Here is a 12,458-nt window from a genome sequence, read left to right as displayed (position 1 = left end):
AGGGCGATGGAAAAGGGAGTGGCAGTTTAAAGCGAAGTTCCTGCGCCGTCACCGCCGGACGGGGTTTGGCCCACCCTAGGGGCTGTGTATACTGGCCCACTTTTAACGCCCTGGAACCACCTTAAATGCTTGATCACCTGATTGCATTTGCCACCACCCACTATTTGCTGGCCGGTATTTTCGTTGTTCTGCTGGCTCTGCTGATCGCCCATGAGATGCAAGGCGGCGGCCGCAGCCTGAGTACCGCTGAGCTGACCGGGCTGGTCAACAAGGACGCAGGCGTGGTGATCGACATCCGTGCGACCAAGGATTTCGCCGCTGGCCACATCGTTGGCGCGTTGAACATTCCTCACGACAAACTGACTGCTCGCATCGGCGAACTGGAAAAGCACAAGGCCAAGACCATCATTCTGGTCGACGCCGTGGGCCAGACCGCTGGCACCCATGCCCGCGAACTGATGAAAGCCGGCTTCACCGCCGCCAAGCTCTCCGGCGGGATTTCCAGCTGGAAGGGCGACAACCTGCCGCTGGTGAAGTGATATGAGCAACGTCGTCGTCTATTCCAGCGATTACTGCCCTTACTGCTCCCGAGCCAAGTACCTGCTCGAGAACAAAGGTGTGGCCTTCGAAGAGATCAAGGTCGATGGCAAGCCGCAGGTGCGTGCCGCCATGGCTCAGAAGGCCGGGCGTACGTCCGTGCCTCAGATCTGGATCGGCGAGCGCCACATCGGTGGCTGTGATGATTTGTTTGCCCTTGAGCGTGCCGGTAAGCTCGACGCCATGCTCAAGGCCTGACTTAAGCACCCAAGAACAGCAAACCCTAAAAGACCAAAGATCAGAAAGGATCTGAGATGACTGACCAACAGAACACTGCAGCTAGCGAAGAAGAAAACGCACCGCAATTCTCCTTGCAGCGCATCTACGTACGTGACTTGTCCTTCGAAGCCCCGAAAAGCCCGGCGATCTTCCGCCAGCAGTGGGAACCGAGCGTCGGTCTGGATCTGAACACCCGTCAAAAGGCCCTGGAAGGCGACTTCCACGAAGTCGTGCTGACGTTGTCCGTTACCGTGAAAAACGGTGAAAACGGTGAAGTGGCGTTCATCGCTGAAGTGCAACAGGCCGGGATCTTCCTGATCAAGAACCTGGACGACGCTTCGATGAGCCACACCCTCGGCGCGTTCTGCCCGAACATCCTGTTCCCGTACGCTCGCGAAACCCTGGACAGCCTGGTGACCCGCGGTTCGTTCCCGGCCCTGATGCTGGCGCCAGTGAACTTCGACGCGCTGTACGCACAAGAACTGCAACGTATGCAGGCAGAGGGCGAGACTCCAACCGTTCAATAAACGGCCCCGAGTCAAGGCAAGTCCAATGTGGGAGCGGGCTTGCTCGCGAAAGCGGTGTAACAGTCAACGATGATGTTGACTGTTATGGCCCCTTCGCGAGCAAGCCCGCTCCCACATTTGTTATGTGCGTTACTTGAAACCGAGCTGGCGCCAGCCTTCGTAGACGGCAACCGCCACGGTATTCGACAGGTTCAGGCTGCGGCAGCCTTCGCGCATCGGCAGGCGCAAGCGTTGCTCGCCGGGCAGGGCATCGAGCACTTCCGCCGGCAGGCCTCGGCTTTCCGGGCCGAACAGGAAGGCATCGCCCTCGGCGAAACTGGCATCGTGGAACGGTCGCGAGCCCTTGGTGGTGAACGCGAACAGCCGTGGATGACCGAGGCTTTCCAGGCAACTGGCCAGGTCGGCGTGGCGTTGCAGGGTGGCGTACTCGTGGTAATCGAGGCCGGCCCGGCGCAGGCGCTTGTCGTCCATCTCGAAGCCCAGCGGTTCGATCAAATGCAGGTGGCAGCCACTGTTGGCGCACAGCCTGATAACGTTGCCGGTATTCGGCGGAATTTCTGGTTGGAAGAGGATGACGTGAAACATGCACGGCTCCGAAGGTAAAGATGAGCGGCATTCTACGCCGCCCGTGGACAACCGTTCGAAACTATTCCCGCGAGTGATGGGTTCGCTGGCGATTGTCGGGCTGATGGTGGGGCTGATGATCGGTCGCCTGACCACGCCCGACCCCACTGAACTGCAGCAGGTCGAGGTCGCCGACGATGGGCTGGTGGTGTGGTTCAACAACGAGCCCAAGACCCATGGCGAAGTCGTGGATGGCAGCGTCGCGTTGCTGTTCGAGGCCGAAGGCAAGGCGCAGAAAGGCCAACTCAAGGTCAGCGGCAAAGACGTGAACTGGCGTGTGCGTTTGAGTGATGGGGGGTTGTTGCTGACGGTGGTGGCGGCCCGGCCACTGCAAGGTGAGTGGGCCGGTAGCGAGGTCAGTGGCCGCTGGCGGCTGGAGATCCATCTCCGAGAGCAATAAAAGAGGGAATCCCCGGCCTGCCTGTACCAAGGTTCCCAAAACGGCAGGGACTTGCGCATTGCGTGCAAGTCCCGGTGTAAAGAAGGAACCCCTGACCTGCCTGTATCAAGGGCCCCAAAACGGGTTGGGCTCGTCGCGTTGGCGGTGTGAGCCCGATGTAAAGAGGGGAATCCCCGGCCTGCCTGTACCAAGGTCCCCGAAACCGGGTAGTGAACTGAATCACTGAATGAGCTATTGCAGGGGGCGTGCCAGGTTTTAACAAGTTGAAACAGAAAGTTGAGTTGATGCGCTGGAGGCCCCGTGATTCGGGGCTTTTGTGTTTTTGTTGGGTGGGTTTTCTAGCGATTAACGATGGGATTTGAGGAGAGTGGCTGTGCGCGATTGCGGGTCATCGTGCATTGGTGCGGTGCATGAGGGGGACTGCGGTGCACAAAGGAATGAGGGCTGATCCAAAGTCCACCCCTCACCCTAACCCTCTCCCCAAAGGGGCGAGGGGACTGACCGAGTTGTTATTTCGAGTTGCATCGACCTGGGATATCGAGGCGAACTCAGGATGTGAAAGCCATGGAGATCGGCTCCCTTTCCCCTCTCCCCTTTGGGGAGAGGGTTGGGGTGAGGGGCTGGTTTTTGAAGACGACGGAGGCTTTGAGCGAATTGGGATTAACCCTCTTCCCCCTCATCATCATCCCCACCATCAACCTTCATCCCCAGTTCCTTGATCTTGCGCGTCAGGGTATTACGCCCCCAACCCAGCAAAACCGCGGCATCGCGGCGGCGGCCGGCGGTGTGTTTGAGGGCGGTTTCGATCATGATCCGTTCAAAGGCTGGCACGGCGCTGTCGAGCAGGCTCGACTGGCCGCGAGCCAACGCCTGATCAGCCCACTGGCGCAGCGCTTGCTCCCAGTTAGTCACCGGCGCCGAATCCTGCGGCAGGTTCAGCAGCTCTGGCGGCAAGTCGCTGATGTGCACTTCGCGACCCGAAGCCATCACCGTGATCCAGCGGCAGGTGTTCTCCAACTGACGCACGTTGCCGCCCCACGGCAGGTTCTTCAGGTATTCCTCGGTTTCGCTTTTCAGCAGCTTCGGCTCTACCGCCAGCTCTTGTGCGGCGCGGCTGAGGAAGTGTTTGGCCAGGGTCGGGATATCTTCGCGACGGTCCGACAGCCGTGGGATATGAATGCGGATGACGTTGAGGCGGTGGAACAAGTCCTCACGGAACTTCCCGGCGTGCACCAGGGTTTCCAGGTTCTGGTGGGTCGCGGCGATGATGCGCACATCGACCTTCACCGGCGTATGACCGCCGACGCGATAGAACTCACCATCGGCCAATACCCGCAGCAAACGGGTCTGGGTGTCTGCCGGCATGTCGCCGATTTCATCGAGGAACAGCGTGCCGCCGTCGGCCTGCTCGAAACGCCCGCGACGCAGGTTGGCCGCGCCGGTGAACGCACCTTTCTCATGGCCGAACAGCTCGGATTCCATCAGGTCTTTCGGGATCGCTGCCATGTTCAGCGCAATGAACGGCGAGGCCGCCCTTGGGCTGTGACGGTGCAGGGCGTGGGCCACCAGTTCTTTACCGGTGCCGGATTCGCCATTGATCAGCACGGTGATATTGGAGTGGCTCAAGCGCCCGATGGCGCGAAACACTTCCTGCATCGCCGGCGCTTCACCGATGATTTCCGGGGTGCGGGTCAGGGCGACCGGGACTTCCAGGCCTTGCTGTTCCTGGGCGTGCTGGTTGGCGCGTTTGACCAGAGACACCGCTTCATCGACATCGAATGGCTTGGGCAGGTATTCGAACGCGCCGCCCTGATAGGAGGCAACGGCGCTGTCGAGGTCCGAGTGGGCGGTCATGATGATGACCGGCAGCCGTGGGTGTTGTTCGCGAATCCGCGCCAAAAGGTCCAGGCCACTGGCACCCGGCATGCGGATGTCAGAGATGATCACGTCCGGCTGCTGGCGCGCCAGGCGGCTCATCACGCCATCGGCGCTGTCGAAGCTCTGCGTGGTCATGCCTTCTTGCTGCAAGGCTTTTTCCAGGACCCAACGGATAGAACGGTCGTCATCGACGATCCACACGGTTTCACTACGGCTCATGTCGATGTGGCTCCTTGTTCCAGTGGCAGAAAGATCGAGAAGGTGGTGTGGCCTGGGTGGCTGTCACACTCGATCAAGCCCTGGTGCTGGCTGATGATGTTCTGGGTAATGGCCAGGCCCAGCCCGGTACCGTCCGGACGGCCGCTGACCATGGGAAAGAAGATGGTTTCCTGCAATTCCGCAGGAATGCCCGGGCCGTTGTCGATGATCTCGATCTTGGTTACCAGGCGATGGCGCACGTGGCCGATGGTGAACTGGCGCATGGTGCGGGTGCGCAGGCTGATGCGGCCAAGGCGCAGCTCGTTTTGGCTGCTGATGGCCTGCATTGCGTTGCGCACAATGTTCAGCACGGCCTGGATCATTTGTTCGCGATCGATCAATACGTCGGGAATGCTTGGGTCGTAGTCACGCACCAAGGTGATGCAACCCTGGCTTTCGGCCTCTACCAGTTGGCTGACCCGTTCCAGCACCTCGTGGACATTGCACATGGCCAGCGACGGCAATTTGTTTGAGCCGAGCATCCGATCCACCAGGTTTCTCAGGCGGTCGGCTTCTTCGATGATCACGTTGGTGTAGTCGCGCAGGCTTTCTTCCGGAAGCTCCCGGGCGAGCAATTGTGCGGCGCCGCGAATCCCGCCCAGCGGGTTTTTGATTTCGTGAGCCAGGCCGCGCACCAGCATTTTGCTGGTTTCCTGTTTCGATAACTGCGCTTCTTCCTTGGTGATCCGCAGCAAGCGGTCACGAGGATGGACTTCCAGCAGCAGCAGGGTGTCGCCGTTGCTGAGGATCGGCGTTACCGCGTAGTCAACGGTCAGTGTCTGGCCGGTGAGGGCGGTGAGCATCGCTTCGCGCTTGGTGAACGGGTGTGCCTGCTCGACTGCCTGGCGCAGGGAATTCAGCGCTTCGGTGGATTCGGTGAACAACTCACTGATGAACTGCCCATGGCTGCGCTGGCCGCTGATGGCCAGGAGCATCTCCGCCGCCGGGTTCATGTACTCAAGGCGCAGTTCGGCGTCGAGCAGGATGGTGGCGGTGGTCAGGTTGTCGAGTAATAGCCGATGCAGTGCGTCGCTAATGGTCATCAGGACCTCTTTTGGAGCAGGGCGCGCGCGTAGATAAAGCGCTGATGCGGGGAAAATGCAAAAACCAAACCAAAGCTCCGAAAAGAAGCGTTTAGAGCCTGAAACGGACGTTTGACGCTCGATCGCGTGGCGTTCTGCCAGCTTTCGCGGGTACTTTCGAACCAAAATGGGTTGGGATGTGGGTACGGTGCAACCGTTTGCACCAATATAGTGCGCAAAGCTGAACGAGGTTAGAAGAACTTCAGGAAGGGGTTTTTTTCTTCTGGGGGTTTGTCTTTGAGCGGACATTCCGGCCGTTGGCCGTAGTCGGTGAGGGTGCAAGGCTTGACCTGGCGCTTCTGCGCCAGCGAGATGCGCAGCATATGGAACGGCTGATTGGCTGTGCGCTCGACGGTGCGACCCTGCTCGTCGAGGATTTCCACCGACAGATTGTGTGTGCCGCGATCAATATTGCTCAAAGCGAACACCGGGCTGAGGCCGGGTTCGGCGGTGGGCTGGCCGTCGAGTAACAAACGGTAGCGATGGCCATGCTGCAGACCGGGTTCGCTGGTAACGCTGACGATCAACTCGCCAGCGCTGCTGCGGATCGTGGCATCCGGTTCCGGCACCAGTACCCGCAACATGCCGTAGTGAAACAAGGGTTGTTCTTCGGCTTTTTGCGCGGCGATCACCGGCGCAGCCTTGGTCGGGTGGGCCGACATGCGATTGCTGGTAGCCAACGGCACCCGCTTGGCGTTGCCAGGGCGGGGCTGGTCGGTGAAGACCCGATTGCCCTGGGCGTCGACGTACGTATAGACATCTGCCATCGCCGGTAAAGCGATCAGGCAGGCGATCAGCAGCCAGCCCTTCAAGGCTTGTGCACCCGTTGCACGGTGAAGGTCACGGAGGGGCTTTGCTGGACGACACTTTCTCCGCTGATCACCTGGACCGCGAGGCTGTGTTCGCCGCGATCAATGTTCACCAGTTGCAGAATCGGCACATTGCTCGGCTGGCCATAAGGTTGCTCGTCCAGCAACAGCCTGAACAGATGCGGCCCTTGCAGGCGCGGCTTGATCAGCACGCTGACCGTGAAGGTGCCGTTGTTGGCTCGCAGGGCTTCGGTGGTGGGCAGGCCGGTCAGCTCCAGCACCTCGTAGGCATTGCGGGGTTGTTCACGGCTGCTGGCTTCGGCGGGAGGTGTCACAGGTGCCGAGGGGGCGACACTGTTGAGCGGCGGCAACTCCACCGGCTGCGCCTTGACGCCATCGGGCGGCTGATTGCTGTAGGCGGTGTTGCCGGAGGCGTCGGTGTACTTATAGATCTGCGCTGCGACGGGCAGGGCGATCAGCAGCAACATCAGGAGAAAACCACGACCCATAAAATTGACCGCAAGCGAAGGCGTTGGGTTGCAGCATAGGCGAGGGGGCGGCAGTTAGCCTAACTCCCTAAACATCCACTCACATATGCTGCCTTGCTCGCCCCCTCCGTTATCAACTGCTGAAATTAAATATGTATTTCTCGGTCGCCGGTGGTTTCGGACAGCCCTCGGGGCCCGGGGATGTCTGCTTCCCCGTTTCGTCGTACAGCGTGGGGCAGCCTACCGGGCCCTTGTCGTAAAAGGCGCGACTTTTGACCACGCCGTTGCGGTGGTAACACAGCTGTTCGCCGGTCAAATCGCCGCCCCACTCGTAGCTCTTAACGTGTTGTTGGTTGATGATCATCGTGGTGAAACCTACCGCGTTTTTCTGGCATTCAATCTGCCCATTGTCGTAGTAGGTCAGGTCGGTAATCTGGTCGTTATCGCCGATGATTCTCTCGCGGGTCTTGCGACCGGTTTCGTAGTTGTATTCAACGCTGGCCTGCCTGTCTCCGTAGAGGTATTGGGTCTGCGACGACAGCTTTCCGTGAGTGAAGTTACGAGATACGCCGCAGCGGCCGATGGTAGGGCCGTCCTTGTCGTAGCGGCACCAATTCGACTCCTCATACAGCACTTCGTCTTGATCGTAGTTCTTCATCAGGCCGACGAAACGTCCCAATTCGAATCGTCCGACCGTGGCCGGTGTACCGTCGCGCATATAGGTCAGGTAAGGGCCTTCTCGTTGGCCGTTGTGCCAGGAAACATCACTGATCAATACCTTGCCGTCTTCGCTGTAGATCAGCGAGCGACCTTCTCGTTGGCCGTTTTCGTATTGCTGCGAGGACTGCAGTTTGCCGCCGGGACTGTAGCCTTCCCGAGTGCCGGACAAAACGTCAGCCTTGTAGTGTTCGATGATGGTCAGGACGCCGTTGCTGTCGCTATCGCGCAGTTCGCCTTCTTTCTTTCCAGCAACGAAATTTACGTTTTGGGTATGACCCTTGTCGGCCTTGAGCACCCATGGACCATTTCTCAGGCCATCCTCGAAATTGCCACTGCCGGCTTCAGTTATCCAAGGGCCTTCTCGTTTGTCGTCGCGGTAAACGCCGCTTTCAGTGGCGTCGTCAATGTGCTGCTCACTCGGGCCATTGAGTTGGCCATGGAGGTAGGTAGAAAAACCGCTGACATCCGACTCGCCTGCCTCGCTCGATAGCACCCAGCGACCTTCGCGCAAGTCATTCAGATATTCGCCCGTGTGGATTTGCCCGTCGTACGTCTCGGTCCATTGACCTTGGCGTTTGCCGTCTACGTAGCTTCCGCTCGCCGAATACTGGAAGCCTTTGGTGAACACCCAAGTGCCCGTGCGCTTGCCGTGACTGTAGGTGCCCTGGTCAGTAATGGCGCCGAAGTTGTAACTGACGGAGGGGCCGTCCTCGCTGCCGCTGAAGGTCGCTGGATCAGTTTCCCAGGCCACGCGGTTGACCTGATAGTCGTACAGCGTGCGGCTGCCATCGTTGATTGAGGTATCGATGCCGCGCCAAAAGGTGACGGTCAAAAAGCGGCCATCTTTTTCTTGAAAGGTCTTTTTGTAGTAGTTCTGCCCGGGACCCGGTGAAGCAGTGCTCAGTGGTTTGGTGAGCTCGTCGAAGTAGCCCACCAGCGTTCCCTGAGTGAAATCGAGTTGGTCGAACTCAGGTGCGCCTGATTCTTCGTAGGAGAAGCGGTAATTCAGCGGCGTGAGTTTGGCCAGCGCTTTCTTGATCGCGAGGGCATCGAGGGTTTTCTGGCCTGCGGTGATGCGGTCGAGGGCCTTTTGCAAACCGTTGACGCGACTGTAGAGGCGACCGTTGGCGTCGTATTTGTAGGCGCGGACCTTATATTTTGCCAGTTGCTTGAACAGTACGAAGCGGGTCGGGCTTTCACTGTCCAGTGGCATCAGGAATACCGACTCGATCGACGCTGCACCGAAATCATCCAGCAGTTGCGGTTGATCATCCGCGCCCTCGCAAAGGCAGTAATAACCTTTTACGCCGCCCGCCTCTTTGATGAAGGCGAGGGTGGCCGAGCTTTCCTGAAGGCCCTGGATCAGCGGATGGGCCAAGGACTTGCCGTCGTAAAACGGCGCCGCGTTGATGGCCGTGCTGCCAAGGCTGGCCATCAGGGCGAATAACCACAACCACTTCATACGAATCCCTTCGTCAAGGCGCCGGGGCGGGGCGCGAGAGCGGCGGATTATCCATGGATGTGTGGCCAGGGGAAACGAGCGGCCACAAAAAAGGCCTCCCGAAGGAGGCCTCTTTTTGTCACGCCGCGTGCTGCCGGCGCTACCGGATCAGCAGCTGTAGTACAGCTCATATTCCAGTGGGTGTACGAAGGTGCGGACCTTGATTTCTTCTTCGCTTTTCAGAGCGATGTAAGCGTCGATGAAGTCGTCGGAGAACACGCCGCCTTTGGTCAGGAACGCGCGACCTTTGTCCAGCTCTTCCAGGGCTTCTTTCAGGCTGCCGCAAACTTGTGGGATCTCTTTCGCCTCTTCAGGCGGCAGGTCATACAGGTTTTTGTCAGCTGCGTCGCCAGGGTGGATCTTGTTCTGGATGCCGTCCAGGCCAGCCATCAACAGTGCAGCGAAGCCCAGGTACGGGTTAGCTGCTGGATCCGGGAAGCGGGCTTCGATACGGCGAGCGCGAGGGCTGGACACGTAAGGAATACGGATCGAAGCGGAACGGTTGCGCGCCGAGTAGGCCAGCATTACCGGAGCTTCGAAACCTGGGACCAGACGCTTGTAGGAGTTGGTCGACGGGTTGGTGAAGCCGTTCAGGGCCTTACCGTGCTTGATGATACCGCCGATGAAGTACAGGGCAGTGTCGGACAGGCCGGCATAACCTTCGCCAGCGAAGGTGTTCTTGCCATCTTTGGCGATGGACAAGTGAACGTGCATACCCGAACCGTTATCGCCGTACAGAGGCTTAGGCATGAAGGTCGCGGTGCGGCCGTATGCATCAGCAACGTTGTGTACGCAGTATTTCAGGGTCTGAACTTCGTCAGCCTTGGCGACCAGGGTGTTGAACTTCACACCGATTTCGTTCTGGCCAGCAGTTGCCACTTCGTGGTGGTGAACTTCGATGGTCAGGCCCATTTCTTCCATGGCGTTGCACATGGAGGTACGGATTTCGTGGTCATGGTCGAATGGCGGAACCGGGAAGTAGCCACCTTTGACGCCTGGACGGTGGCCGCGGTTGCCGCCTTCCACGTCCTGGTCGGACATCCACGAACCTTGTTCGGAGTAGATTTTGAACATCGAGCCGGAGATGTCGGACTTGAACTTCACTTGATCGAAGATGAAGAACTCAGGCTCCGGACCAACAAATACGGTGTCGCCGATACCGGTCGACTTCAGGTATTCCTCGGCACGCTTGGCGATCGCACGTGGGTCACGGTCGTAGCCTTGCATGGTCGAAGGCTCGATCACGTCGCAAACCAGGATCAGGGTCGGCTCTTCGGTGAACGGGTCGAGGACGGCAGTGCTGTCGTCCGGCATCAGGATCATGTCGGAGGCTTCGATGCCTTTCCAGCCAGCAATGGAGGAACCGTCGAACATTTTGCCTTCTTCGAAGAAAGCGTCATCCAGCGCGTCGCGAGCCGGCATGGTCACGTGGTGCTGAGTGCCTTTGGTGTCCGTGAAGCGCAGATCAATCCACTTGACGTCATGATCTTTGATGAGTTGAACCGACTTCGACATAGTGTCCTCCGGGTGGCTTCGGGCTTAGTAGTGGATGCCCTTAGAATGTGGGTGATGCCGGCGCGAATACTCTGCCAAGGCAACCTGCCTCACAAGGGAGCAAATTGCATGCCAGTGCCCCACCATGGGTTTTTTGCCCCAATATCACGCTTATAGAGGTGCATTGCGCCGCAAAGCTGAAATAACTGCCCCGTAATGTAGCGTCTATTTCAACAAATGACCTGTTTTGGTGCGCGCAAAACCTTCTGCACATTAACTGGTTAAACCTTGAGCAATTTCCGCTATAATCCGCGCCCCCCTTTTTCGGCTGGCCCAGCGCGCGCTGTTTTCATGAAACTAATCGTAAAAGTCTTCCCCGAGATCACCATCAAGAGCCGCCCGGTACGGATGCGTTTCATCCGCCAATTGGCCAAGAACATCCGTGCCGTGCTCCGCGATCTGGACCCGGCTGTGGTGGTGAACGGTGTGTGGGACAACCTCGAGCTGGAAACCCGCGTCACTGAGCCCCGGGCCCTGAAGGAGATGACCGAGCGCCTGAGCTGCATGCCGGGCATCGCGCATTTTCTGCAGGTCGATGAATACCCGTTGGGTGACTTCGACGACATCGTTGCCAAGTGCAAGCAGCACTACGGTGATGCACTGGCCGGGAAGATCTTTTCGGTGCGTTGCAAGCGCGGCGGGCATCACACTTTCTCGTCCATGGACGTGGAAAAATACGTCGGCAGTCAGCTGCGTCGTCAGTGCGGCGCCGCCGGGATTTCCCTGAAAGAGCCGGAAATCGAAGTTCGCATCGAAATTCGCGACCAACGGTTGTATGTGATCCACAGCCAGCACAACAGCATCGGCGGTTATCCGCTGGGAGCGCTGGAACAGACGCTCGTGCTGATGTCCGGCGGCTTTGACTCGACAGTCGCCGCCTACCAAATCATGCGCCGTGGCCTGATGAGCCATTTCTGCTTCTTTAATCTGGGCGGTCGGGCCCATGAACTGGGCGTCATGGAAGTCGCGCACTTCATCTGGAAGAAGTACGGCAGCTCCCAACGCGTGTTATTTGTCAGTGTGCCGTTCGAGGAAGTACTGGGAGAAATTCTCGGGAAAGTCGATAACAGTCATATGGGCGTAGTTTTGAAGCGTATGATGTTGCGCGCTGCATCGAAGATTGCCGATCGGCTGGACATCGATGCGCTGGTCACCGGTGAGGCGATCTCCCAGGTGTCGAGCCAGACATTGCCGAACCTGTCGTTGATCGACTGTGTGACCGAGAAGCTGGTCTTGCGCCCGCTGATCGCCAGTCACAAGCAGGACATCATCGACCTGGCCACCGAAATCGGTACTGCCGACTTCGCCAAGCACATGCCGGAATACTGCGGGGTCATCTCGGTGAACCCCAAGACCCACGCCAAGCGCAACCGCGTGGAGTACGAAGAACAACAGTTCGACATGGCAGTCCTCGAGCGTGCGCTCGAGAACGCCAAACTGGTGCCGATCGATCGCGTGATCGACGAATTGGGCCAGGACTTGCAGATCGAAGAAGTCAGCGACGCTCTGGCGGGCCAGATCATCATCGACATCCGTCACCCGGATGCCGCTGAAGACGAGCCGCTGGAACTGGCTGGCATTGAGGTACAGACGATGCCGTTTTATGCATTGAACGCTCGTTTCAAGGAACTGGACCCTACTCGCCAGTACCTGCTGTATTGCGACAAAGGCGTGATGAGTCGCCTGCATGCCCACCATTTGCTCAGTGAGGGGCATGCCAATGTGCGCGTTTATCGACCGAGCTAAGTGCCCGGGGCTGTTTGCCTGTGGCCTGCGTCACCGGCCCCCCGACGCCGCCGTC

Annotated in this window: 12 protein-coding genes; 5 read left to right on the top strand and 7 right to left on the bottom strand. The window is 58.8% G+C overall.

Going from position 1 to position 12,458, the window contains the following annotated elements; all coding sequences use genetic code 11:
* Nucleotides 1-125: 125 nt before the first annotated feature.
* From ACWIKB_RS31750 to secB, 3 genes are read left to right on the top strand one after another with little or no spacing between them, the layout of a single operon-like run.
* Nucleotides 126-539 (top strand): rhodanese-like domain-containing protein, encoded by a 414-nt coding sequence (locus ACWIKB_RS31750; RefSeq protein WP_475271384.1) that lies wholly within the window; start codon nucleotides 126-128, stop codon nucleotides 537-539.
* Between the two features lies 1 nt (nucleotide 540).
* Complete coding sequence (gene grxC / locus ACWIKB_RS31745) at nucleotides 541-795, top strand: glutaredoxin 3 (protein ID WP_010464569.1); 255 nt, start codon at nucleotides 541-543, stop codon at nucleotides 793-795.
* 56 nt (nucleotides 796-851) lie between these two features.
* Nucleotides 852-1,343 carry a protein-export chaperone SecB gene (gene secB / locus ACWIKB_RS31740; RefSeq protein ID WP_475271383.1) on the top strand — a complete coding sequence of 164 codons (492 nt, stop codon included), beginning with the start codon at nucleotides 852-854 and terminating at the stop codon, nucleotides 1,341-1,343.
* Nucleotides 1,344-1,472: 129 nt separating this feature from the next.
* Here secB and ACWIKB_RS31735 read toward each other — a convergent pair whose 3' ends face one another.
* Entirely contained in the window at nucleotides 1,473-1,928 is a 456-nt protein-coding gene (locus ACWIKB_RS31735) for a tRNA (cytidine(34)-2'-O)-methyltransferase (protein WP_007949025.1), read from the bottom strand.
* Between ACWIKB_RS31735 and ACWIKB_RS31730 the strand changes: the two genes are divergently transcribed.
* The gene (locus ACWIKB_RS31730) at nucleotides 1,927-2,367 is read left to right on the top strand and encodes a hypothetical protein (protein ID WP_475271382.1); all 441 of its coding nucleotides are present in this window, start codon (nucleotides 1,927-1,929) and stop codon (nucleotides 2,365-2,367) included. The two genes, ACWIKB_RS31735 and ACWIKB_RS31730, sit on opposite strands and share 2 nt — an antisense overlap.
* 660 nt (nucleotides 2,368-3,027) lie before the next feature.
* Here ACWIKB_RS31730 and ntrC read toward each other — a convergent pair.
* The 6 genes from ntrC to glnA all read right to left on the bottom strand — a co-directional run bounded on the left by ntrC (nucleotide 3,028) and on the right by glnA (nucleotide 10,618).
* Nucleotides 3,028-4,464 carry a nitrogen regulation protein NR(I) gene (gene ntrC, locus ACWIKB_RS31725; protein ID WP_054055303.1) on the bottom strand — a complete coding sequence of 479 codons (1,437 nt, stop codon included), beginning with the start codon at nucleotides 4,462-4,464 and terminating at the stop codon, nucleotides 3,028-3,030.
* Nucleotides 4,461-5,546, bottom strand: coding sequence for a nitrogen regulation protein NR(II) (glnL, locus tag ACWIKB_RS31720; protein WP_475271381.1), 1,086 nt, complete (start codon nucleotides 5,544-5,546; stop codon nucleotides 4,461-4,463). Before glnL ends, ntrC begins: the two co-directional genes overlap by 4 nt.
* A gap of 230 nt (nucleotides 5,547-5,776) precedes the next feature.
* On the bottom strand, nucleotides 5,777-6,352 hold the full coding sequence (locus ACWIKB_RS31715; RefSeq protein ID WP_475271411.1) for a DUF4124 domain-containing protein: 576 nt from the start codon (nucleotides 6,350-6,352) through the stop codon (nucleotides 5,777-5,779).
* Nucleotides 6,353-6,393: 41 nt separating this feature from the next.
* Nucleotides 6,394-6,903, bottom strand: a complete 510-nt coding sequence (locus tag ACWIKB_RS31710; protein ID WP_475271380.1) for a DUF4124 domain-containing protein — start codon at nucleotides 6,901-6,903, stop codon at nucleotides 6,394-6,396.
* A gap of 112 nt (nucleotides 6,904-7,015) precedes the next feature.
* Nucleotides 7,016-9,064 carry a toxin-antitoxin system YwqK family antitoxin gene (locus ACWIKB_RS31705; protein ID WP_475271379.1) on the bottom strand — a complete coding sequence of 683 codons (2,049 nt, stop codon included), beginning with the start codon at nucleotides 9,062-9,064 and terminating at the stop codon, nucleotides 7,016-7,018.
* A 147-nt stretch (nucleotides 9,065-9,211) separates the two neighbouring features.
* Nucleotides 9,212-10,618, bottom strand: coding sequence for a glutamate--ammonia ligase (gene glnA, locus ACWIKB_RS31700; RefSeq protein ID WP_123402596.1), 1,407 nt, complete (start codon nucleotides 10,616-10,618; stop codon nucleotides 9,212-9,214).
* Nucleotides 10,619-10,948: 330 nt separating this feature from the next.
* Between glnA and thiI the strand changes: the two genes are divergently transcribed.
* Nucleotides 10,949-12,403, top strand: coding sequence for a tRNA uracil 4-sulfurtransferase ThiI (thiI, locus tag ACWIKB_RS31695; protein ID WP_475271378.1), 1,455 nt, complete (start codon nucleotides 10,949-10,951; stop codon nucleotides 12,401-12,403).
* The last annotated feature ends 55 nt before the right edge of the window (nucleotides 12,404-12,458 follow it).

This window comes from Pseudomonas sp. 5Vm1k (genome assembly GCF_056161485.1).
Note: the sequence above shows the minus strand (reverse complement) of the source record. Positions and strands in the feature narration are given on the sequence as shown.